The organism is Streptomyces sp. NPDC020958 (genome assembly GCF_055562175.1).
This window is the reverse complement of sequence record NZ_JBVHFU010000010.1, coordinates 229107-252468: the sequence shown is the minus strand read 5'-3', so window position 1 is coordinate 252468 and position 23362 is coordinate 229107. Positions and strand designations below refer to the sequence as shown.

At 71.2% G+C, this 23362-nt stretch carries 20 protein-coding genes; 16 read left to right on the top strand and 4 right to left on the bottom strand.

Annotated features, from left to right (window positions below; all coding sequences use genetic code 11):
• The first annotated feature begins 254 nt into the window (after nt 1-254).
• Entirely contained in the window at nt 255-644 is a 390-nt protein-coding gene (locus ACZ3KP_RS27130) for a DUF3040 domain-containing protein (RefSeq protein WP_467502350.1), read from the top strand.
• An 83-nt stretch (nt 645-727) separates the two neighbouring features.
• On the opposite strand, the gene ACZ3KP_RS27125 is transcribed toward ACZ3KP_RS27130, so the two are convergent.
• The 4 genes from ACZ3KP_RS27125 to ACZ3KP_RS27110 all read right to left on the bottom strand — a co-directional run bounded on the left by ACZ3KP_RS27125 (nt 728) and on the right by ACZ3KP_RS27110 (nt 6363).
• Nucleotides 728-3112, bottom strand: a complete 2385-nt coding sequence (locus tag ACZ3KP_RS27125; protein ID WP_467502348.1) for a transglutaminase TgpA family protein — start codon at nt 3110-3112, stop codon at nt 728-730.
• Complete coding sequence (locus tag ACZ3KP_RS27120) at nt 3112-4455, bottom strand: DUF58 domain-containing protein (RefSeq protein ID WP_358975781.1); 1344 nt, start codon at nt 4453-4455, stop codon at nt 3112-3114. Before ACZ3KP_RS27120 ends, ACZ3KP_RS27125 begins: the two co-directional genes overlap by 1 nt.
• Nucleotides 4455-5495, bottom strand: a complete 1041-nt coding sequence (locus ACZ3KP_RS27115; RefSeq protein WP_467502346.1) for an AAA family ATPase — start codon at nt 5493-5495, stop codon at nt 4455-4457. The genes ACZ3KP_RS27120 and ACZ3KP_RS27115 overlap by 1 nt, the downstream gene beginning before the upstream one ends.
• 319 nt (nt 5496-5814) lie before the next feature.
• Nucleotides 5815-6363: a beta-class carbonic anhydrase gene (locus ACZ3KP_RS27110; protein ID WP_467502344.1), complete on the bottom strand. Its 549-nt coding sequence runs from the start codon at nt 6361-6363 to the stop codon at nt 5815-5817.
• Between the two features lie 352 nt (nt 6364-6715).
• Between ACZ3KP_RS27110 and rsmH the strand changes: the two genes are divergently transcribed.
• From rsmH to ACZ3KP_RS27035, 15 genes are all read left to right on the top strand, one after another.
• Nucleotides 6716-7672 carry a 16S rRNA (cytosine(1402)-N(4))-methyltransferase RsmH gene (rsmH, locus tag ACZ3KP_RS27105; protein ID WP_467502342.1) on the top strand — a complete coding sequence of 319 codons (957 nt, stop codon included), beginning with the start codon at nt 6716-6718 and terminating at the stop codon, nt 7670-7672.
• Nucleotides 7673-7714: 42 nt separating this feature from the next.
• Nucleotides 7715-8296: a cell division protein FtsL gene (gene ftsL, locus ACZ3KP_RS27100; protein WP_467502341.1), complete on the top strand. Its 582-nt coding sequence runs from the start codon at nt 7715-7717 to the stop codon at nt 8294-8296.
• Between the two features lie 5 nt (nt 8297-8301).
• A complete protein-coding gene (locus ACZ3KP_RS27095) occupies nt 8302-10281 on the top strand; it encodes a peptidoglycan D,D-transpeptidase FtsI family protein (protein ID WP_467502340.1) in 1980 nt (659 codons plus the stop codon).
• 178 nt (nt 10282-10459) lie between these two features.
• Nucleotides 10460-11989 carry a UDP-N-acetylmuramoyl-L-alanyl-D-glutamate--2,6-diaminopimelate ligase gene (locus ACZ3KP_RS27090; RefSeq protein WP_358975767.1) on the top strand — a complete coding sequence of 510 codons (1530 nt, stop codon included), beginning with the start codon at nt 10460-10462 and terminating at the stop codon, nt 11987-11989.
• A 28-nt stretch (nt 11990-12017) separates the two neighbouring features.
• Nucleotides 12018-13445 carry a UDP-N-acetylmuramoyl-tripeptide--D-alanyl-D-alanine ligase gene (locus ACZ3KP_RS27085; protein WP_358975765.1) on the top strand — a complete coding sequence of 476 codons (1428 nt, stop codon included), beginning with the start codon at nt 12018-12020 and terminating at the stop codon, nt 13443-13445.
• Entirely contained in the window at nt 13445-14515 is a 1071-nt protein-coding gene (gene mraY, locus ACZ3KP_RS27080) for a phospho-N-acetylmuramoyl-pentapeptide-transferase (protein WP_132886995.1), read from the top strand. The genes ACZ3KP_RS27085 and mraY overlap by 1 nt, the downstream gene beginning before the upstream one ends.
• Complete coding sequence (gene murD, locus ACZ3KP_RS27075; RefSeq protein ID WP_467502337.1) at nt 14497-15930, top strand: UDP-N-acetylmuramoyl-L-alanine--D-glutamate ligase; 1434 nt, start codon at nt 14497-14499, stop codon at nt 15928-15930. The genes mraY and murD overlap by 19 nt, the downstream gene beginning before the upstream one ends.
• 66 nt (nt 15931-15996) lie before the next feature.
• Entirely contained in the window at nt 15997-17352 is a 1356-nt protein-coding gene (gene ftsW / locus ACZ3KP_RS27070; RefSeq protein ID WP_467502335.1) for a putative lipid II flippase FtsW, read from the top strand.
• A gap of 6 nt (nt 17353-17358) precedes the next feature.
• Nucleotides 17359-18447 carry an undecaprenyldiphospho-muramoylpentapeptide beta-N-acetylglucosaminyltransferase gene (gene murG, locus ACZ3KP_RS27065; protein ID WP_132886266.1) on the top strand — a complete coding sequence of 363 codons (1089 nt, stop codon included), beginning with the start codon at nt 17359-17361 and terminating at the stop codon, nt 18445-18447.
• Between the two features lie 29 nt (nt 18448-18476).
• Nucleotides 18477-19271, top strand: a complete 795-nt coding sequence (locus ACZ3KP_RS27060; RefSeq protein ID WP_467502333.1) for a cell division protein FtsQ/DivIB — start codon at nt 18477-18479, stop codon at nt 19269-19271.
• Between the two features lie 279 nt (nt 19272-19550).
• Nucleotides 19551-20747, top strand: coding sequence for a cell division protein FtsZ (gene ftsZ, locus ACZ3KP_RS27055; RefSeq protein ID WP_467502331.1), 1197 nt, complete (start codon nt 19551-19553; stop codon nt 20745-20747).
• A 10-nt stretch (nt 20748-20757) separates the two neighbouring features.
• The gene (gene pgeF, locus ACZ3KP_RS27050; RefSeq protein ID WP_358975753.1) at nt 20758-21486 is read left to right on the top strand and encodes a peptidoglycan editing factor PgeF; all 729 of its coding nucleotides are present in this window, start codon (nt 20758-20760) and stop codon (nt 21484-21486) included.
• 6 nt (nt 21487-21492) lie between these two features.
• Entirely contained in the window at nt 21493-22212 is a 720-nt protein-coding gene (locus tag ACZ3KP_RS27045) for a YggS family pyridoxal phosphate-dependent enzyme (protein ID WP_467502329.1), read from the top strand.
• Nucleotides 22213-22338: 126 nt separating this feature from the next.
• The gene (locus ACZ3KP_RS27040) at nt 22339-22980 is read left to right on the top strand and encodes a cell division protein SepF (protein ID WP_467502327.1); all 642 of its coding nucleotides are present in this window, start codon (nt 22339-22341) and stop codon (nt 22978-22980) included.
• A gap of 50 nt (nt 22981-23030) precedes the next feature.
• Nucleotides 23031-23315 carry a YggT family protein gene (locus ACZ3KP_RS27035; RefSeq protein ID WP_467502325.1) on the top strand — a complete coding sequence of 95 codons (285 nt, stop codon included), beginning with the start codon at nt 23031-23033 and terminating at the stop codon, nt 23313-23315.
• Nucleotides 23316-23362: the final 47 nt, after the last annotated feature.

The following is a 23362-nucleotide window of genomic DNA, read 5'->3' as shown; positions in this document are numbered from 1 at the left end:
GATCAGGGCCTCGGCGGCGGATGGAGTACGCCACAGGCCGCCCGATCGAGGGGTTTGCGCCGTATGATCGAGGGAGACCACCCGGCATGACGGGCCGGTAGCTGGGGAATGGAAGCCTCAGCGAGCCGGGACCGCCATGGCGGGTTCCGGTTGGCCAATTGGCCTAGAGGGGCGGGTTTCACGGGGGCGATTCCCTGCCTATCCTGAAGGGACCCCCCGGGTCGCCCCGGCGACTGCACGATGAGGAGGACGCCGTGCCGCTCTCGGAGCACGAGCAGCGAATGCTTGAGCAGATGGAGCGAGCGCTGTACGCCGAAGACCCCAAGTTCGCGACAGCGCTTGAGGGGAACGGCCTGCGGACGTACACCCGGCGACGGGTCTACCAGGCGGTGGCCGGCTTCCTCGTGGGTATCGCGCTCCTCATGGCCGGCATGGTCGCACAGCAGATCTGGGTCAGCGTGGTGGGCTTCCTCGTCATGCTGGGCTGCGCGGTGCTCGCCGTCACCGGCTGGCGCAAGGCTCCCAAGCCCGGTGAGCAGCCCGCGGGTGGGCCGCAGGTGCGCCACCAGGTCCGGCCCAAGCGGTCCGTGATGGACCGCATCGAGGAGCGCTGGCAGCGGCGCCGCGACGAACAGGGCCAGTGAGGGACTCGCCGGGAGGCCGCACAGAGCGTGACTGAGGGGTGACCGCCACGGGCGGTCACCCCTCAGTCGTCACCCGCCCACCGTCAGCCCTGCTGCCCCGACGGCTTCCGCAGCGCCGGACGGGCGGCCGCCACCCGCTCCCGCAGTCCGGCCCACCAGGCCGACGCCGCCCACAGCAGGCGCACGGACGACCGCGGAGCGAGCAGCGCCCGCAGCCGCGCGGCGCCGCCGGCCGTGCTGTCGAACGCGGCCGACACCCTGCGGACGTCGTCCGCGAGACCCGCCGTCAGCCGTGGCCGCGGCGCGTACAGCACCTGCTCCACCGCCTCCGCCACCCGGTGCACCGACTCCGCGGCGACCGGGTCGAGACGACCCAGCCCGACGATCCGGGCGGCCGTGCCGCGCGGGGTCTGCGAGTCGTCCGGGGTGATACCGAAGTCCCAGACGGTGTCGGTCAGTTCCTGCCAGACCGCCAGCGTGTGGGCCGCCACCCCGGCGGGGGTCCGGTCATGGGCGCCCAGCCGCCGGGCCCGCACCCGCCGCCGGTACAGCATCGGCGACAGCGGCGCCACCAGCACGGCGAACCCGGCCAGTGCCCACAGCGCCAGCTGCCACCACGGCGGCCCGCCGTCGCTCTGCCGCACCGTGCCGGCCACCGACGGACTCGCGCAGACGTCCTGCTTGCGCAGCTGGGGCGTGCAGCCCGAGCTCTGCGACGCCGAGGCGGACGGCGCGGCGGAGGCACCCTGGGACGGCAGCGCCTCGTTCGGCACGGACGAGCCCGGGGTGTCCGACACCGTGTACGACGGCGTCGTGCCCCGCGTCGGGGTCGGCTCGAAGCGGGTCCAGCCCACCCCCTCGAAGTACAGCTCGGGCCAGGCGTGCGCGTCCTTCAGCCCCACCGACACCGTGCCGTCGGACTGCGGGGTGCCCGGCGCGAAGCCCACCGCGACCCGGGCCGGAATGCCCAGCGTCCGGGCCATCGCGGCCATCGCGAACGAGAAGTGCACGCAGAAGCCGCGCTTCTGCTGCAGGAAGTTCGCGATCGCGCCCTCGCCCCGGCCGACCGCCACCTGGGTGTCGTACTGGAAGCCGCCGGTCACCGCGAAGTAGTCCTGGAGCTTGACCGCCTCCTCGTAGTGGCTGGACGAGCCGGCGGTGATCTCCCTGGCCGTCCGCGCCACCACCGACGGCAGCGACGAGGGGACCTCGGTGTACTCCTTCTTCAGCGCCGGCGGCGGCTGCGGGGCCGCCGCCAGCTGCTCCGCCGTCGGCTGCACGTCCAGGCTGGTCACCTGGTAGGTCTCCCCGCGCGTGTTCTGCCCGTGGTCGCCGACCAGGGTCATGCCGACCGGCTCGTAGCGCCAGGTGCCGGCCACCTTCACGCCGCTCGGCGGATACGGCATCGGCAGCCAGTCCTGCGCGTACCAGTCGGCGGCCGAGATCGAGGTCCGCACCGTCGTGCGCTTGACGTCACCGCTCAGGCCGGCCGGGGTCGGGAACGTGTCCGGCACCCCGGTGATGTGCCGCTGGGCGGGCTTCCAGGTGGTGCCGTCGAAGTCGTCCAGGGAGACGATCCGCAGATACAGGTCGGAGACGTCGTCGCTGGTGGTCCTGACGGACAGCACCTGGCGGTCCTCGTCCACGTTGAGGCTGTCGCGCAGCGACACCAGCGGGTTGACCGCGGAGATCGTGCCGCCGTTCCCGTTGCCCACGCCGACCCCGGCGCCGGCGCCGGCCAGCAGTCCGCCCTCGATCGAGGGCATCGCGAACGGCACGAACAAGGCCACACCCAGCACCGCGAAGCCGATCCGGCGCCCGGTGCGCACCGGGGCCACCGCACCGCTCTCCGGGCCGCCCGGGGCCCGGGAGACCCCGCCGAACACCCGGCCCCACTGGGAGAGCCGGTCCCGGCCCTCGGCGAGCAGCAGCATCAGGTAGCCGGCCGCCGCCACCAGGAACCACAGCCAGTCGCCCGGACCGTCCGACAGGCCCGCCGCCACCGAGTACAGCGCGAGCAGCGGCAGCCCGGCCGGGGCCGCGCTGCGGTAGGTCACCGCCAGGGTGTCCACGACCAGCCCGACGACCAGCACCCCGCCGACCACCATCAGCCGGATGCCGTCGGAGAGCGGCGCGGGTATCGCATAGCGGCTGACGTCCTCGGAGCCCTGCTGGAGCAGGTCGGCGAAGTGGCGGAAGGTGTCCGGGCCCGGGACCACCCCGAGGATCGCATGGCCCCGGGCGAAGACCAGGGTCAGCATCAGCAGACCGGCCAGGGCCTGCGCGGCCACCGTCAGCGGCCGGGCCAGCGGCACCCGCCGGGCGGCGGCGCCCACGCCCGTCTGGATCGCGACCAGGAACGCCGCCTGGAACAGCCAGGTCTTCGGGGAGACCAGAGGCAGCAGGGCGCAGGACGCCATCAGCGTCGCCGCCGCCGCGGTGAGGGCCAGCCGGGCCCGTCCGCTCATCACCGTGCCTCCCCGCTCACCGCGGCCATCGAGGAGCGCTCCCGGTCGGCCTGCCGCCACAGCTCGGCGAGCGGGGCGCCGCGCGGCACCCCGACGGCCGTCCAGCCGGCCTCGCGCAGCATCCGCAGCCGCTGCTCGGGGGCGTGCCCCGGCGGGGGTACGTCGGTGGGCTCCCGCACCCAGGTGTCCGGGTCCAGCACGAAGGCGACGGCGCCGCCGCTGCGCCGGCGCATCTTCGCGACCACCGCGGCCTGTTCCTCGTCGAGATCGCCCAGGAAGGCCATCAGCAGCCCCTCGTTCCCGCCGCGCAGCACGTCGTAGGCCCGGGACAGGCCCGCGCCGTCCGAGTGGTCGACCACGGCCAGGGTGTCCATCATCAGCCCGGCCGCGTCCGCCGACTCCTGGGAGCCCGCGAAACCGTCGGCGCCCTCGCCGGGCACCGAGCTGCCGGTGTCCGTCAACAGCCGCACCGAGAAGCCGCGTTCGAGCATGTGGACCAGGACGGAGGCGGCACCGGAGACCGCCCACTCGAACGCCGAGTCCGGACCCGCTCCTTCGTAGGCGAGGCCGCGGGTGTCAAGGAGCACCGTGCAGCGGGCCCGCTGCGGCTGCTCCTCGCGGCGCACCATCAGCTCGCCGTAGCGGGCGGTGGAACGCCAGTGCACCCGGCGCAGGTCGTCGCCGTACCGGTAGCCGCGCGGGATCACGTCGTCCTCGCCGGCCAGGGCCAGTGAGCGCTGCCGTCCGTCGCCGTACCCCTTGGCCTCGCCGCTGAGCCGGATCGGCGGCAGCGGCTCCACCTTCGGGATGACGGTCAGGGTGTCGAACGTCGAGAAGGAGCGGGTCAGTTCGCACATCCCGAACGGGTCGGTCAGGCGCAGCTGGAGCGGGCCCAGCGGATAGCGGCCCCGCAGGTCCGAGCGGACCCGGTAGGAGACCTCGCGGCGGCCGCCCGGCTCCACCCGGTCCAGTACGAAGCGGGGACGCGGACCGAGCACGTAGGGCACCCGGTCCTGGAGCATCAGCAGGCCGGTGGGCAGCCGGGAGACGTTGTCCATCCGCAGGTGGACCCGGGCCTCGCTGCCGGCCGGTACCCGCGCGGGGGAGAGCCGGCGGCTGCCGGCCACCCGGTAGCGGGTGCGGTAGAGCACCGTCGCGCAGATCAGCGGCAGCACGGCGAGCAGCAGCCCGACCCGGCGCAGATCGGCCTGACCGAGGATGTACGCGCAGACCACCGCCGCGATGCCGGCCGCGAGGAAGGAGCGGCCACGGGTGGTCAGCCCGGCCAGGGCCGTGCGGATCCCGCCCGGCTCCCCGCGGTCGGCCTCCGCCGGGGCGCCCATCACAGACTCCGCGGGGGCTGCTGGGGATACGCCGGCACCCCACGGCCCGGACCGCCGAGGCCGGCCTGCTGCCGGGGCCCCGCCGGGACCGGGGTGGACTGCAGGATCTCCTGGACCACCTGCTCCGAGGTGCGCCGGTTGAGCTGGGCCTGGGCGGTGGGCAGCAGCCGGTGCGCGAGGACCGCGACGGCGAGCGCCTGCACGTCGTCCGGCAGCGCGTACTCCCGGCCGCTCAGGGCCGCGGACGCCTTCGCGGCGCGCAGCAGGTGCAGCGTCGCGCGCGGGGAGGCGCCGAGTCTGAGGTCGGGGTGGGTGCGGGTGGCGGCGACCAGGTCCACCGCGTACCGGCGGACCGGTTCGGCGACGTGGACCCCGCGCACGGCCTCGATCAGCTTCACGACGTCATGGGCGTGCGCCACCGGCTGGAGGTCGTCCAGCGGGTTGACCGCGCCGTGCACGTCGAGCATCTGCAACTCGGCCTCCGCGCTCGGGTAGCCGACCGAGACGCGGGCCATGAAACGGTCGCGCTGGGCCTCGGGGAGCGGGTAGGTGCCCTCCATCTCGACCGGGTTCTGGGTCGCGACCACCATGAAAGGGCTCGGCAGCTCATAGGTCTGCCCGTCGATGGTGACCTGTCGCTCCTCCATCGACTCCAGCAGCGCGGACTGGGTCTTCGGGGAGGCGCGGTTGATCTCGTCGCCGATCACGATCTGGGCGAAGATCGCACCCGGTTTGAACTCGAAGTCCCGGCGCTGCTGGTCCCAGATGGACACGCCGGTGATGTCCGACGGCAGCAGGTCGGGCGTGAACTGGATACGCCGCACCGTGCAGTCGATGGACCGCGCCAGCGCCTTCGCCAGCATCGTCTTGCCCACGCCCGGGACGTCCTCGATCAGAAGATGCCCCTCGGCGAGCAGCACGGTCAGCGAAAGCCGTACGACCTCGGGCTTGCCCTCGATCACTCCCTCCACCGAACTGCGGACGCGCTCCACAGTGGCGGTCAGATCAGTGAGGCTCGCTCGATCGTCATAGGTCGTCACCCGGCCCTCCTCGGCCCGTTTTTGCCCGGGCCGGTGCTTCGTCTCGCATCTCCGGCCCACCCCGAATCACGGACACCACGCGTGAATGGTTCCGCGCGGCGTCCCACACCGCATTCTTGCTGCCGTTACCGATTCGTGTCACTCGCCTGTGGACAACTGCCCGCACTATGTCGGTCTTACGGCTTTTCGACCGTCTATTCGACAGCGGGCCGACAGCTTTCGGAGGGGTGTTTCCGGGGTGGACGGGCGGCGCGACGGGGGCCGGGGGCGGTTCCGTCGCGCCGGAGGGGCGCGGTTCACCACGGCCGTGCCGCGGCGGTCAGACCGGGTCTACCTCGCGGAGCAGGCCTGTGCGGACGTCGAAGACGAAGCCGCGCACGTCGTCCGTGTGCAGCAGGAACGGCGAGGTGCGCACGCGCTGCATGGACTGCCGTACGTCCTGGTCGACGTCCCGGAAGGACTCCACCGCCCACGGCGGACGCTGGCCGACCTCCATCTCCAGCTCGGAGCGGAACTCCTCGGTGAGGGACTCCAGGCCGCAGTTGGTGTGGTGGATGAGGACGATGCTGCGGGTGCCGAGCTTGCGCTGGCTGATGGTGAGGGAGCGGATCACGTCGTCGGTGACCACACCGCCGGCGTTGCGGATGGTGTGACAGTCGCCGAGCTGCAGCCCGAGGGCCTTGTGCAGGTCGATGCGCGCGTCCATACAGGACACCACGGCCACGTGCAGCACGGGGCGGGCGTCCATGCCGGGGTCGGTGAAGGCGTCGGCATAGGTCCGGTTGGCGTCGACCAGGCGATCGGTCACGGTGTCGCCGGTGCTTATGGCGCCTTCGGATCCAGTGGGAACTGCTGCGGAAGTCGTCATAGTCACGACGTTACTGGTCACGCGTGTTCACGGCCTCCTGTGAGAGGGGACAAAGAACGTCATCGTGGCTTGTTGTGAGCTAACCCACAGGGAGGGCAAACCGGATCCGTACGAGTGATTCCGTGCCAATCGCGGACCCTCCGGCATGCCGGTACGCGCCGCGCAGGCCGGTTGATTGACCGGGCGACACGGTGGACTAAAGTGACGCGAAGCGGGAGGCGAGGCCCTCCCCGCTGGTGAAATCCCCTGGAGACCCCGGCACGTCCGGGCCGTCTCCCCACGTGCGCGGCGCGCGTACCGAGCGGGCGGGGACCCGGCGGTGCGTCCCCCGCGCCGGAACTGAGAGGCCCTCTTGAGCCAGAGTCGACACGTCCCGGTGATGCTCCAGCGGTGTCTGGACCTGCTGGCACCCGCCCTGGAGGCACCGGGCAGCGTGGTCGTCGACTGCACCCTCGGCCTCGGCGGGCACAGCGAGGCGCTCCTGACCCGCTTCCCCGAGGCCCGCCTGGTCGCCCTGGACCGCGACCCGGAGGCGCTGCGCCTGTCCGGCGAGCGGCTCGCCCCCTTCGGTGACCGCGCCACCCTGGTGCACGCCGTCTACGACGAGCTGCCCGACGTGCTCGAACGGCTGCGCATCCCGCGCGTGCAGGCCGTCCTCTTCGACCTCGGCGTCTCCTCCATGCAGCTCGACGAGGCCGGCCGCGGCTTCGCCTACGCCCAGGACGCCCCGCTGGACATGCGGATGGACCAGACCACCGGCATCAGCGCCGCCGAGGTCCTGAACACCTACCCGGCCGGTGACCTCGTCCGCATCCTCTTCCAGTACGGCGAGGAGAAGCAGGCCAAGCGGATCGTGTCGGCGATCGTCAGGGAGCGGGAGAAGGAGCCGTTCAGCAACAGCGCCCGGCTCGTCGAGCTGATCCGGGACGCGTTGCCGCAGGCCGCCAAGCGCACCGGCGGCAACCCGGCCAAGCGCACCTTCCAGGCGCTGCGCATCGAGGTCAACGGCGAACTGTCGGTGCTGGAACGGGCGGTGCCGGCCGCCGTCGAGGCCCTCGCGGTCGGCGGGCGGATCGCCGTGCTGTCGTACCACTCGCTCGAAGACCGCCTGGTCAAACAGGTGTTCGCGGCCGGCGCCGCCTCCACCGCGCCGCCCGGCCTTCCGGTGGTGCCCGAGCAGTACCAGCCCCGGCTCAAGCTGCTCACGCGCGGTGCCGAACTTCCCACCGAGGAAGAGGTCGCCGAGAACCGCCGGGCCGCGCCCGCGCGTCTTCGTGGCGCCCAGCGCATCAGGGAGTCCATTGAATGAGCGGCGTGAGCGAGCGGGGTTCCCGGACCCTCCGGAGGACACGTGAGTAGGAAACCCGAGCTGAGGGGGCGGGCGGCCCGCCTCGCGCGGCTCTTTCCGGCCGGCCGGGGCCCCCGGGCCGCCCGCACCCCGTTCGTGCTGCTCGTCGTCCTGCTGCTCGGCGGTGGTCTGATCGGCCTGCTGGTGCTGAACTCGGCGCTCAGCGAGGGCTCGTTCAAACTCGACGACCTGCAGAAGCAGACCAAGAACCTCACCGACGAGGAACAGGCCCTGCAGCGGGACATCGACGCCTACTCGGCCCCCGACGCGCTCCAGCGCCGGGCCCGCGAGCTGGGCATGGTGCCCGGCGGCGACCCGGTCTTCCTCGACCCGGACGGCACGGTGAAGGGAGTGCCGAGCCCCGCCGCCCTGCTCCAGGGGCCCGACGCCGCCCCCGCGCCGGCCGCCCCCGAGGCCCTCGGCACGGGAACCCCCGCCAGCCCCGGCCAGAGCCCGGCCCAGCCCTCCACGGCCGCGACCGACGCCTCCGTACCGCCCACGGCCGCCGCCGACGCCTCCGTGCCGGTGACGCCCGGTCCGGCCCCCACGCCCGTGACCACCCCGACCCCGACCTCCGGCAGGTGACGGCAGTGTCCGACAGGGAACCGCGCCGCCGTGTGCCCGGCCCCGCCAAGCCGCCCCGCCCCCGGGAGCCCCGCGATCCCAGGGGCGCGGTCCGGCGGCAGCCCGGCCCCGGTGCCCGCCCGGTACGCCGCCCGAGCGCGGCCCGCTCCCCGGCCCAGCGCCCGCTGCGCCTCGGCAGCCCCCGCCCCCGGCTGCGCATGGTCGGCCTCGCCCTGACCCTGGTCATGCTCGTCTTCGTCGGCCGCCTGCTCCAGGTCCAGGCCGTCGACGCCAGCGCCTACGCCGCCAAGGCCGAGCTGAACCGGTACGTCGTGCACACCCTTGCCGCCGAGCGCGGCGGGATCACCGACCGCAACGGCGTGGCGCTGGCGATCAGCGAGGACGCGTACGACATCACCGCCGACCCCACGATGTTCACCAGCAAGCAGCTCAAGGTGGACGACGGCCCCGAGCAGGCCGCCGCGCTGCTCGCCCCCATCCTCGGCAAGAACCAGGCCGCCCTCGTCAAGCTGCTGCGGCCGCAGAACAGGGACCTGCGCTACGTACGGCTGGCCACCCGGCAGACCCCGCAGGTCTGGAAGCAGATCAAGGACCTGAAGGCCGCGCTCCTCACCAAGGCGGCGACCGACAACAACACCGTCAACGTGCTGGCCGGTGTCTTCGCCGACCCCAGCAGCCAGCGGGTGTACCCGAACGGCGATCTGGCCGCCGGGATACTGGGCTGGGTCAACGCCGACGGCAAGGGCGGCGGCGGTATCGAGCAGAAGCTCGACAAGGAGCTGTCCGGCAAGGACGGCAAGATCCGCTACGCCCAGTCCGGCGGCCGTGAGGTGCCCACCGTGGCCTCCACCGAGACGCCCGCGGTGCCCGGCACCGACGTGGAGCTCACCATCGACCGCGACATCCAGTGGGCCGCGCAGAACGCCATCACCGACCAGGTCAAGAAGTCCAAGGCGGACCGCGGCTACGTGGTCGTCCAGGACACCCGGACCGGCCAGATCCTGGCCATGGCGAACTCGCCCGGCTTCGACCCGAACGACCTGTCCGCGGCCGACGCGGAGGCGATGGGCAACGCCGCCCTCCAGGACGCCTACGAGCCCGGCTCCACCGCCAAGGTCATGTCGATGGCGGCCGTCCTGGAGCGCAACGTCGCGACCCCGCTCACCCACGTGGTGGTGCCCAACCGGCTGCACCGCGGCGACCGGCTCTTCAAGGACGACGTCGACCACGACACCTGGTACCTCACGCTCAACGGCGTGCTCGCCAAGTCCAGCAACATCGGCACCATCCTCGCCGCCGGCCAGCTCGGCAGGACCCAGGAACAGGCCAACCAGGTCCTGTACTCGTACCTGCGCAAGTTCGGCATCGGCAGCTACTCCGGACTCGGCTTCCCCGGCGAGACCAAGGGCATCCTGGTCGCCCCGGACAAGTGGTCGACGTCCCAGCAGTACACGATCCCTTTCGGCCAGGGCTTCTCCATCAACGCCATGCAGGCGGCCTCCGTGTACTCGACGATCGCCAACGGCGGGGTCCGCGTCGATCCGACCCTGATCCGCGGCACCAAGGGCGCCGACGGCCGCTTCACGCCGGCCGCGCAGCCCAGGAAGACCCGGGTGGTCAGCGCGAAGACCGCCCGCACCCTGGCCGAGATGCTGGAGTCGGTCGTCGACGACGAGCAGGGCACCGGAGCCAAGGCGGCCATCCCCGGCTACAACGTGGCCGGCAAGACCGGTACCGCGAACCGAGTGGATCCGGCCACCGGCAGGTACCGCGGCTACACCTCGTCGTTCGCCGGGTTCGCCCCGGCGGACAAGCCCCGGATCACCGTCTACTGCGCCATCCAGAACGCCACCGCCGGCAGCTACTTCGGCGGCCAGATCTGCGGCCCTATCTACAAGCAGGTGATGGAGTTCGCCCTCAAGACCCTCCAGATCCCGCCGACCGGCGCCAGGGCGGCGAACCTGCCCGTCGACTACAAGCCCTGACCGGCGCCGCAGCACCGCGCACAGACCCACCAGGAACGAGCCCGTGACAACGATCACCCCCGATCCCGGCAACCACGGCGCCCCGCGCCCCTCACTTCGCCCCGGAGCGGGTGCGCCCGGTACGCTCACCGCCGTGCCACACGCTGATCAGTCCCAAACCACCCAGAAGGGCGCTTCCGTGACCTATCCGGGGCCGCCACGACCGGTTCAGAACTCCGCCACACCCCTCGCGGAGCTCGCCGATCAGCTGGGTGCCGCCGTCCCGGATCCCGCTCACGACGCCGTGGAGGTCACGGGCATCACCCATGACTCACGCGCGGTGCGCCCCGGCGACCTGTACGCCGCCCTGCCGGGCGCCCGCGCGCACGGCGCCGACTTCGTCACCCAGGCCGCCGGCCTCGGCGCGGTCGCCGTCCTGGTGGACCCGACGGGCGCCGAGCGGGCCGCCGCGACCGGCCTGCCGGTGCTGGTGGTCGACGACCCGCGCGCGCGGATGGGCGAACTGGCGGCCACCATCTACGGCCGGCCGGGCCGCGACCTGCTCCAGATCGGCATCACCGGCACCTCGGGCAAGACCACCACGGCCTACCTGGTCGAGGGCGGCCTGAAGTCGACCCGCGCCACCGGACTCATCGGCACCGTCGAGATGCGCATCGGCGACGAGCGCATCAAGTCCGAGCGCACCACCCCCGAGGCCACCGACCTCCAGGCGCTGTTCGCCGTCATGCGCGAGCGCGGGGTCGAGGCGGTCGCCATGGAGGTCTCCAGCCACGCCCTGGTCCTCGGCCGGGTCGACGGCTGCGTCTTCGACATCGCCGTCTTCACCAACCTGAGCCCGGAACACATGGAGTTCCACTCCGGCATGGAGGACTACTTCCAGGCCAAGGCGCAGCTGTTCACCCCGCAACGCAGCAGGCGGGGTGTGGTCAACGTCGACGACGAGTACGGCCGCCGGCTCGCCCGGGAGGCCACCGTCCCGGTGGTCACCTACTCCGCCGAGGGGCACCCGGACGCCGACTGGCGGGCCACCGACGTCCACATCGGGCCGCTGGACTCCACATTCACGGTCGTCGGGCCCGAGGGCGTCCGGATCGCCGCCAAGTCTCCGCTGCCGGGCCCGTTCAACGTGGCGAACACCCTCGCCGCGATCGTCGCCCTCGCCGCCGCGGGACTCGAACCTCAGACCGCCGCCGACGGGGTCGCCGCCGTACCGGGGGTGCCGGGCAGACTGGAGCGCGTGGACGCCGGACAGCCCTACCTCGCGGTCGTCGACTACGCCCACAAGACCGACGCGGTCGAGTCCGTCCTGCGGGCCCTGCGCAAGGTCACCAAGGGCCGGCTGCTCATCGTCCTCGGCTGCGGCGGCGACCGCGACCGGACCAAACGGGCCCCGATGGGCGCCGCCGCGGCCCGGCTCGCCGACACGGCGGTCCTCACCTCCGACAACCCCCGCTCCGAGGACCCCCTCGCCATCCTCGCGACCATGCTCGAAGGCGCCGCCGCGGTGCCCGCCCACGAGCGTGGCGAGGTGCTGCTCTTCGAGGAGCGGGCCGCCGCGATCGAGGCCGCCGTCGCCCGCGCGCACCCCGGCGACACCGTGCTCGTCGCCGGCAAGGGCCATGAGCAGGGCCAGGACATCGCCGGCGTGATCCGTCCCTTCGACGACCGCCAGGTGCTGCGCGAAGCCATCCGGAAAACCCAGGGATGAAAATCCAGAAGACCCAGGGGATGAACTTGTGATCGCCCTCTCCCTCGCCGAGATCGCAGCAGTCGTCGGCGGGCAGACGCACGACATACCGGATCCGTCCGTCCAGGTCACCGGGGAGGTCGTCCGGGACTCCCGGGAGGCCGGACCGGGCAGCCTGTTCGCCGCCTTCGTGGGCGAGCGCGTGGACGGCCACGACTTCGCGGCGCAGGTCGTCGCGCAGGGCGCGGTCGCCGTGCTGGCGTCGCGTCCCGTCGGCGTGCCCGCGATCGTCGTGGACGACGTCCCGACGGCCCTCGGCGCCCTCGCCCGGCATGTCGTACGACGGCTCGGCGCGACCCTCGTGGCCCTCACCGGCTCGGCCGGCAAGACCAGCACCAAGGACCTCATCGCCCAGGTGCTGCGCACCAAGGCGCCGACCGTGTTCACGCCCGGCTCGTTCAACAACGAGATCGGGCTGCCGCTGACCGCCCTGTCCGCCACCGCGGAAACCCGGTTCCTGGTACTGGAGATGGGGGCCCGCGGCATCGGGCACATCCGCTACCTGACGGACCTGACGCCGCCGCGGATCGGCCTGGTCCTCAACGTCGGCACCGCCCACATCGGCGAGTTCGGCGGCCGGGAGCAGATCGCCCAGGCCAAGGGCGAGTTGGTGGAGGCGCTCCCGCCGGCCGACGACGGCGGCGTCGCGATCCTCAACGCGGACGACCCGTTGGTCCGGGCCATGGCCTCCCGTACCAAGGCGAAGGTGGTCCTTTTCGGAGAGTCGGCCGAAGCGGACGTACGGGCCGAGAACGTACGACTCACGGACACGGGACAGCCCGCGTTCAGCCTTCACACACCCTCCGGTGCAAGCGATGTGACCATGCGCCTGTACGGTGAGCATCACGTGTCGAACGCGCTCGCCGCGGCCGCCGTCGCCCATGAGCTGGGCATGTCCGTGGATGAGATCGCCACCGCGCTCTCCGAGGCGGGCTCCCTCTCCCGCTGGCGTATGGAGGTCACCGAGCGCCCGGACGGCGTGACCATCGTCAACGACGCCTACAACGCCAACCCCGAGTCCATGCGAGCCGCGCTGCGCGCGCTCGCGGCCATGGGCACAGCCGCACAGGCAAAGGGGGGACGCACGTGGGCGGTGCTCGGCAAGATGGCCGAGCTCGGGGACGAGGCGCTCGCCGAGCACGACGCGGTCGGACGGCTCGCCGTCCGGCTCAATGTCGGCAAGCTCGTCGCCGTCGGGGGAGTGGAAGCCTCCTGGCTGCAACTGGGCGCATACAACGAGGGTTCGTGGGGTGAGGAGTCGGTGCACGTGTCCGACGCACAGGCGGCTGTCGACCTGTTGCGCAGCGAGTTGCGCCCGGGGGACGTCGTACTCGTGAAGGCGTCGCGTTCGGTGGGCCTGGAGAGCGTTGCCCAGGCGCTCCTGGAGTCCGGTGCCGAGGGTGTTGATGCCCGATGATGAAGCAGATCCTCTTCTCGGGTGTCATCGGTCTCTTCCTGACGCTGATCGGTACGCCACTGCTGATCAAGCTCCTCGCGCGCAAGGGCTACGGCCAGTACATCCGTGACGACGGCCCGCGCGAGCACGCCAGCAAGCGCGGTACGCCGACGATGGGTGGCATCGCCTTCATCCTGTCGACGGTCGCCGCCTACTTCCTGTCCAAGGTGATCACCGGCTACTCCCCGAGCTACTCGGGTCTGCTGGTGCTCGGCCTGATGTGCGGGATGGGCCTGGTCGGCTTCCTGGACGACTACATCAAGATCGTCAAGCGGCGTTCGCTGGGTCTGCGGGCCAAGGCGAAGATGGCAGGCCAGCTGATCGTCGGCATCTCCTTCGCGGTGCTCTCGCTGCAGTTCCCGGACGCCATCGGCAACACCCCGGCCTCCACCAAGCTGTCCTTCATCACGGACTTCGGCTGGACCATCGGTCCGGTGCTGTTCGTGGTCTGGGCGCTGTTCATGATCCTCGCGATGTCCAACGGCGTGAACCTGACGGACGGTCTGGACGGTCTCGCCACCGGCGCCTCCGTGCTCGTCTTCGGCGCCTACACGTTCATCGGCGTCTGGCAGTTCCAGGAGTCGTGCGCCAACGCGATGACCCTGACCAACCCCAGCGCCTGCTACACGGTCCGCGATCCGCTGGACCTCGCGGTCATCGCCTCCGCGCTGATGGGTTCCTGCCTCGGCTTCCTGTGGTGGAACACCTCGCCGGCCAAGATCTTCATGGGTGACACCGGCTCGCTCGCGCTCGGCGGTGTCCTCACGGGCCTGGCGATCCTGTCCCGCACGGAACTCCTCGTCGCCATCATGGGCGGCCTGTTCGTCCTCATCACCATGTCGGTCGTCATCCAGGTCGGCTCCTTCCGGCTCACCGGAAAGCGCGTCTTCAGGATGGCGCCACTCCAGCACCACTTCGAACTCAAGGGCTGGTCCGAGGTACTCGTGGTGGTCCGCTTCTGGATCATTCAAGGTGTTTGTGTGATCGTCGGACTCGGTCTCTTCTACGCGGGATGGGCAGCGGCCAAGTGACCTCCTCGGTGTCCCCGGAATTCCAGGGCAAGCACGTCACCGTCGCCGGACTCGGCGTCTCCGGTGTCCCCGCGGCCAAGGTGCTGCACGCGCGCGGGGCGCTCGTCACGGTCGTGAACGACGGCGACGACGCCCGCGCCCGCGAGCAGGCCGCCGAACTGGAGGCGCTGGGCGTCACGGTACGGCTCGGTGACGGGGCGACCCTGCCGGCGGGCACCGAACTGATCGTCACCGCACCCGGCTGGAAGCCCGACAAGCCGCTGTTCCTGGCGGCCGCCGAGGCGGGGGTCCCCGTCTGGGGCGACGTCGAGCTGGCCTGGCGGCTGCGGGGGCCCGACGCGGCCCCCTGGCTGGCCGTCACCGGCACCAACGGCAAGACCACCACCGTCCAGATGCTGGCGTCGATCCTGAAGGCCGCGGGCCTGCGCACGGCCGCCGTCGGCAACATCGGCGTCTCGCTGCTCGACGCGGTCCTCGGGGACGAGCGCTACGACGTCCTGGCCGTGGAGCTGTCGAGCTATCAGCTGCACTGGGCGCCCTCCCTGCGCGCCCATTCGGCGGCCGTGCTGAACCTCGCGCCCGACCACCTCGACTGGCACGGCTCCATGGAGGCCTACGCCGCCGACAAGGGCCGCATCTACGAGGGCAACCGGGTCGCCTGCGTCTACAACGTCGCGGACAAGCTCACCGAGGACCTGGTCCGCCAGGCCGACGTCGAGGAGGGCTGCCGGGCGATCGGCTTCACCCTCGGCACCCCGGGGCCGTCCCAACTCGGCGTCGTGGACGGCATCCTGGTCGACCGCGCCTTCGTCGAGAACCGGCACAAGAACGCCCAGGAGCTGGCCGAGGTCTCCGACGTCAACCCGCCGGCCCCGCACAACATCGCCAACGCCCTTGCCGCGGCGGCCCTCGCGCGCGCCTTCGGGGTGCCCGCCACGGCCGTCCGCGACGGTCTGCGGAGCTTCACCCCGGACGCCCACCGCATCGCGCACGTCGCCGACGTGGACGGGGTCGCGTACATCGACGACTCGAAGGCCACCAACACCCACGCGGCAGAAGCCTCGTTGGCGTCATATGAGTCGATCGTATGGATTGCGGGCGGTCTGGCGAAGGGCGCGACCTTCGACGAACTGGTCGCCAAGTCGGCAAAGCGACTTCGCGGCGTGGTGCTCATCGGCGCCGACCGCGCCCTCATCCGGGACGCCCTCGCGCGACACGCGCCGGAAGTACCCGTCGTCGACCTCGACCGGACCGACACTGGGGCGATGCTCGCGGCGGTCCAGGAGGCCCGGCGGCTGGCGGTCGAGGGTGACACGGTGCTCCTCGCCCCCGCCTGTGCCTCCATGGACATGTTCGCCAACTACAACCAGCGCGGTGACGCGTTCGCACAGGCCGTTCGCGAACTCGGCGCCTGACCCGGCCGCCTGCCGGGCGACCTTGGGAGGGACGCGTGCGACGCTCGACGTTCAGCGGAGGCGTTGATGCCCGGTAGCCGCACCGGCCGGCCGCCCGTGCAGCGAGCGGCACGCGGGCCCGCCGCGCCCCGGACGGCCCGCGAGAACCCGCTGCGGCGGTTCCACACCCGTGCCCACCGCGCCTGGGACCGGCCGCTGACCGCGTACTACCTGATCCTCGGCGGCAGCCTGCTGATCATCGTGCTGGGTCTCGTGATGGTCTACTCGGCCTCCCAGGTCACCGCGTTGCAGATGTCCCTGCCGGGTTCGTTCTTCTTCCGCAAACAGTTCCTGGCCGCCTGCATCGGCGGTGTGCTGCTGCTCGTCGCGTCCCGGATGCCGGTGAAGCTGCACCGGGCGCTCGCCTACCCGATCCTCGCCGGTGCCGTCTTCATGATGGCGCTGGTGCAGGTGCCGGGGATAGGGATGTCGGTCAACGGCAACCAGAACTGGATCTCGCTGGGCGGCTCCTTCCAGATCCAGCCCAGTGAGTTCGGCAAGCTCGCCCTGGTGCTGTGGGGCGCCGACCTGATGGCGCGCAAACAGGAGAAGCGGCTGCTGAGCCAGTGGAAGCACATGCTGGTGCCGCTGGTCCCGGTCACCTTCCTGCTGCTCGGGCTGATCATGCTCGGCGGCGACATGGGCACCGCGATCATCCTGACCGCCATCCTGTTCGGCGTGTTGTGGCTGGCGGGGGCGCCGACCCGGCTGTTCGCGGGGGTGCTGTCGATCGCGGGCGTGCTCGGCGTGATCCTCATCAAGACCAGCCCCAACCGGATGGCCCGGCTGGCCTGCATCGGCGCCACCGAGCCGAAGACCGGGGTCGCCGACTGCTGGCAGGCGGTGCACGGCATCTACGCCCTGGCCAGCGGCGGGCTCTTCGGCTCCGGACTCGGCGCGAGTGTGGAAAAATGGGGACAACTGCCAGAAGCCCACACGGACTTCATCTTCGCCGTCACCGGTGAGGAACTGGGTCTGGCGGGGACGCTGTCGGTACTGGCCCTCTTCGCGGCTCTAGGCTATGCGGGTATCCGCGTGGCCGGACGCACGGAGGACCCCTTCGTGAGGTATGCCGCGGGAGGCGTGACCACATGGATCATCGCCCAGGCGGTGGTCAACATCGGTGCGGTGCTCGGCCTGCTGCCGATCGCCGGCGTCCCGCTCCCGCTGTTCTCCTACGGAGGCTCCGCCCTGCTGCCGACCATGTTCGCCATCGGGCTGCTGATCGCCTTCGCGCGCGACGAGCCCGCTGCGCGGGCGGCGCTTGCGATGCGGCAACCTCGCTTTGGTAGAAAGCGGGGGGCCGGGGGTCCTCGCGGACCTCGGAGATGGAACACGATGCGACGGCGCGCCTCGGCGGCGCGCTCGTCCGGAGAGCGGTGAATTTCGGTGCATGTCGTACTCGCTGGTGGGGGGACCGCCGGCCACATCGAGCCCGCGCTCGCCCTCGCGGACGCCCTGCGCAGGCAGGACCCCACCGTGGGGATCACGGCCCTGGGCACGGAACGCGGCCTGGAGACCAGGCTCGTCCCGGAGCGCGGCTACGAGCTCGCCCTGATCCCGGCGGTGCCGCTGCCCCGCAAGCCCACCCCCGAACTGATCACCGTCCCCGGCCGGCTGCGCGGCACCATCAAGGCCGCCGAGCAGATCCTGGAGCGCACCAAGGCGGACTGCGTGGTCGGCTTCGGCGGGTACGTCGCCCTGCCCGGCTATCTCGCCGCCAAGCGCCTCGGGGTGCCGATCGTGATCCACGAGGCCAACGCCCGCCCCGGCCTCGCCAACAAGATCGGCTCCCGGTACGCCGCCAGGGTCGCCGTCTCCACGCCGGACAGCAAGCTGCGTGACGCCCGCTACATCGGCATCCCGCTGCGCCGCTCCATCTCCGTGCTGGACCGCGCCGCCGCCCGCCCCGAGGCCCGCCACCGCTTCGGCCTCGACCCCAACCTGCCCACGCTGCTCGTCTCCGGCGGCTCCCAGGGCGCCCGCCGCCTCAACGAGGTCACCCAGCAGGTCGCGCCGTGGCTCCAGCAGGCGGGCATCCAGATCCTGCACGCGGTCGGCCCGAAGAACGAACTGCCACAGGTGCACCAGATGCCGGGAATGCCCCCGTACATCCCGGTAAGTTACCTGGACCGGATGGACCTCGCGTACGCCGCGGCCGACATGATGCTCTGCCGCGCGGGCGCGATGACCGTCGCCGAACTCTCCGCCGTCGGGCTCCCGGCCGCGTACGTCCCGCTGCCCATCGGCAACGGCGAACAGCGGCTGAACGCCCAGCCGGTGGTCAAGGCGGGCGGCGGTCTGCTGGTCGACGACGCGGAACTCACCCCGGAGTGGGTGCAGCAGAACGTGCTGCCCGTCCTCGCCGACCCGCACCGGCTCTACGAGATGTCCCGCGCGGCAAGCGAGTTCGGCCGGCGGGACGCCGACGACCTGCTCGTCGGCATGGTGTACGAGGCGATTGCCTCAAGCCGATAGGACCGTATGACGAAAGGTGAGTGAGCAGCGTGGCCGGATCGACCACCGCCGAGCGCGGTGAACGCCAGCAGGAGTCGTCCGGCCCGCCGCCCGCCCGGCTGCTGCGAAAGCGCCGCCTTCGTACGATCGTCATCCTGGCCGCGCTCCTGTTGCTCCTCGGTGGCGGCTCCCTCTGGCTGTTCTACGGCTCCTCGTGGCTACGGGTCCGGCACGTTTCCGTCTCCGGTACGGCCGTTCTGACGCCGGAGCAGGTCCGCGAGGCCGCCGCCGTCCCCGTCGGGGCGCCGATGGTCTCCGTCGACACGGACGCCATCGAGGCCCGGCTGCGCCGAAGGCTGCCCCGGATCGACGAGGTCGACGTCGTCCGTTCCTGGCCGCACGGCATCGGGCTGAAAGTGACGGAGCGAATTCCGGTGCTGCTCATCGCAAAGGGCGGGATGTTCACGGAAGTGGACAAGAAGGGCGTCCGTTTCGCCACGGTGTCACAGGCGCCGGAAGGCGCCCCGGCGCTGGAGCTGAGTCCTGCCCGGTCGGGCTCGGCCACCGCGAGCCTGCGCCGGTTCGGCACCGACCGGCTGGTGCGGGAGGCGGTCGCGATCGCGGGTGACATCCCGGCCGCCGTCCGCAGGAACACCCAGACCCTCAAGGTCCGTTCCTACGACGACATCTCGCTGCTGCTGACCGGTGGCCGGACCGTGCGGTGGGGCAGCGCCGAGAACGGTGCCGCGAAGGCGCGCACGCTCACCGCACTCATGAAAGCAGCTTCCGGCGCACGGCACTTCGACGTGAGCGTCCCCACCGCCCCTGCGTCATCAGTGAGTTGACGCACATCAGCGCAGGCCAGCACCCTGGTTGGGCACTGCTACGGCTGATCACATAGGGTGAAAAGAAAAACGGGAGGTTCGGCGTGTTCGTTGAACGGGCGCCACTTGTCGACTTAGTGTCCTGTTCAGAAGACTCCAGGGAACAGACACACTGGTAACCCTAAACTTCAGGGTTAGGGTTCGGGTCGGCGCTACGGACCGTCCCATTCGGCATCCGCCGTCCCGCGCGGGAGACCGCACGGAGACGGCAACGTTAATTCGAGGCGAGAGGCCTTCGACGTGGCAGCACCGCAGAACTACCTCGCAGTCATCAAGGTCATCGGTGTCGGCGGCGGTGGTGTCAATGCCATCAACCGGATGATCGAGGTCGGCCTCAAGGGCGTCGAGTTCATCGCCATCAACACCGACGCACAGGCGCTGTTGATGAGCGACGCCGACGTCAAGCTCGACGTCGGCCGTGAACTCACCCGCGGACTCGGCGCCGGCGCCAACCCGGCCGTCGGGCGCAAGGCGGCGGAGGACCACCGCGAGGAGATCGAGGAGGTCCTCAAGGGGGCCGACATGGTCTTCGTGACGGCCGGTGAAGGCGGCGGCACCGGCACCGGCGGCGCGCCCGTCGTGGCCAACATCGCGCGTTCGCTCGGCGCCCTCACCATCGGCGTGGTCACCCGCCCGTTCACCTTCGAGGGCCGGCGCCGCGCCAACCAGGCCGAGGACGGCATCGCCGAACTCCGCGAAGAGGTCGACACCCTCATCGTCATCCCGAACGACCGGCTGCTGTCCATCTCGGACCGCCAGGTCTCGGTGCTCGACGCCTTCAAGTCGGCCGACCAGGTCCTGCTCTCCGGTGTCCAGGGCATCACCGACCTCATCACCACCCCCGGCCTGATCAACCTCGACTTCGCCGACGTCAAGTCGGTCATGTCCGAGGCCGGTTCGGCCCTCATGGGCATCGGCTCCGCCCGCGGCGACGACCGCGCGGTGGCCGCCGCCGAGATGGCGATCTCCTCGCCGCTCCTGGAAGCCTCCATCGACGGCGCCCGGGGCGTGCTGCTCTCCATCTCCGGCGGCTCCGACCTCGGCCTGTTCGAGATCAACGAGGCCGCCCAGCTGGTCAGCGAGGCCGCGCACCCCGAGGCCAACATCATCTTCGGCGCGGTCATCGACGACGCCCTCGGCGACGAGGTCCGCGTCACCGTGATCGCGGCCGGCTTCGACGGCGGCCAGCCACCGGCCCGCCGGGACAACGTCCTCGGCTCGTCCTCGGCCTCCGCCCGCCGCGAGGAGCCCGCGCCGGCCCGCCGGGAGCCCGAGCGCCCCTCCTTCGGCTCGCTCGGCAGCGTGACCCCCAAGGAGGAGCCGGAGCCGGCGCCCGAGCCGGTGGCCGAGATCCCGGTCGCCCCGCCGGTCCCGCCGTCGCGCTCCTACACGGACAGCGCGGCCGAGGAACTGGACGTACCGGACTTCCTCAAGTGATCCTTACGACGTGACAGGACAGCGTGAGACCGTGAGCGGCGCGCACTTCGCCTTCACCGACAGGTGGGGCGGGGTGAGCGCCGCTCCGTACGAGGAGCTCAACCTGGGCGGGGCGGTCGGCGACGACCCGGAGGCGGTACGGACCAACCGGGAGACCGCCGCCAAGTCGCTCGGCCTGGACCCCGGCCAGGTGGTCTGGATGAACCAGGTCCACGGGAACGACGTGGCCGTCGTGGACGAGCCGTGGGGAGACCGGCCGGTGCCCGAGGTCGACGCGATCGTCACCGCGCGCCGGGGGCTCGCCCTCGCCGTCCTCACCGCCGACTGCACGCCGGTGCTGCTCGCCGACCCGGTGGCGGGGATCGCGGCCGCCGCCCACGCGGGCCGGCCCGGGATGGTCGCCGGGGTCGTGCCCGCCGCCGTCCGCGCGATGGCCGAACTCGGCGCCGACCCTGCCCGCATCGTCGCCCGCACCGGCCCGGCCGTCTGCGGCCGGTGCTACGAGGTACCGGAGACCATGCGCGCCGAGGTGGCCGCCGTCGAGCCGGCGGCGCACGCCGAGACCAGTTGGGGCACTCCCGCGGTCGACGTGAGCGCCGGTGTGCACGCACAGCTGGCGCGCGCCGGGGTGCGCGACCGAGTGCAGTCGCCGGTGTGCACGCTGGAGTCGGTGGATCACTTCTCGTACCGCCGCGACCGCACCACCGGGCGGCTCGCGGGCTATGTGTGGCTGGACTGATGGGGCATGACGGACCGTAGGCGTGAACTCGCCGGAAACCTGGCGAAAGTGGAGGAGCGCATCGCCGCCGCCTGTGCGGCGGCCGGGCGCAAGCGGGAGGAGGTGACCCTGATCGTGGTCACCAAGACCTACCCCGCGAGCGATGTGCGGATCCTGTCGGAGCTCGGGGTGCGCCACGTCGCCGAGAACCGCGACCAGGACGCGGCCCCCAAGGCCGCCCAGTGCGCGGATCTGCCCCTGAAGTGGCACTTCGTCGGTCAACTCCAGACCAACAAGGTGCGATCCGTGGTGGGTTACGCGGATCTCGTGCAGTCCGTGGATCGTGCCAGGCTCGTGGACGCGCTGTCCAAGGAGGCGGTGCGGGCCGGGCGCGAGGTGGGGTGCCTGCTCCAGGTCGCGCTCGACGCGGGTGCGAGCGGCAGGGGGGAGCGCGGTGGCGTGGCGCCGGGCGGAATCGAAGAGTTGGCCGACCTGGTCGCCGCCTCGCCGGGACTGCGGCTCGCCGGGCTGATGACCGTCGCGCCGCTGACCGGGGAGTACGCGGGGCGACAACGGGCGGCGTTCGAGCGGTTGATGGATTTGTCGACTGACCTGCGCCGGGCCCATCCGGCTGCGAACATGGTGTCCGCAGGGATGAGTGCGGACCTTGAGGACGCCGTGGCGGCCGGAGCGACACATGTACGCGTCGGCACCGCGGTACTCGGAGTCCGCCTCAGGCTCGGGTAACGTCGCCAGGAAGTCGGACCACAGCAGAAAATATGGTCAATGTCGCCCAAAGTGGGCGCAACGGCCTCGTGGATCGCGGGACTTGGCAGTCGTCACCGATCCACCACAGAGCGGAGGACTCAGAGCATGGCCGGCGCGATGCGCAAGATGGCGGTCTACCTCGGCCTCGTGGAGGACGATGGTTACGACGGCCGCGGATTCGACCCTGACGACGACTTCGAGCCCGAACTGGACCCGGAGCCCGAGCGGGACCATCGGCGGCACGAGCCGTCGCACCAGTCCCACAGTGCACATCAGCCCCAAAGGGACGATTCGGTACGAGTGGTGCAGCCGTCGCCACCGCGCGAACCGGTGTCGCATTCCGCTTCCCTGTCCGCGGATTCGGGCCGCCCGGCGCGCATCGGGCCCGTGGTGTCCATCACACAAGAACGCGCGAGTCTGGAGAAGAACGCACCGGTGATCATGCCCAAGGTCGTGTCGGAACGAGAGCCTTACCGGATCACCACGCTTCACCCCCGGACCTACAACGAGGCCCGTACCATCGGGGAACACTTCCGTGAGGGCACCCCGGTGATCATGAATCTGACTGAGATGGACGACACAGACGCGAAGCGACTTGTCGACTTTGCGGCCGGTTTGGTGTTTGGTCTTCACGGCAGCATCGAGCGGGTGACGCAGAAGGTGTTCCTGTTGTCGCCTGCTAACGTCGATGTCACGGCGGAGGACAAGGCCCGCATCGCAGAGGGCGGGTTCTTCAACCAGAGCTGAGACGCAACACCGGTACGAGGCACGGAACAGGGGAGAGGGAAGCACGGATCATGAGCGTGTTCCTGGATGTGATCTACATCGCGCTGATGTGCTTCCTCATCGTGCTCATCTTCCGGTTGGTCATGGACTACGTGTTCCAGTTCGCCCGCTCATGGCAACCCGGCAAGGCGATGGTGGTCGTACTTGAGGCCACCTACACTGTCACCGATCCACCGCTCAAGCTTCTGCGGCGGTTCATCCCGCCGCTGCGTCTCGGGGGCGTGGCGCTCGACCTGTCCTTCTTCGTACTGATGATCATCGTCTACATCCTGATCGCGATCGTTGGTCCGCTGTGATGAGCGATGTGACTTACCGTCTTGCCGAACGCCGACGACTACGTTGA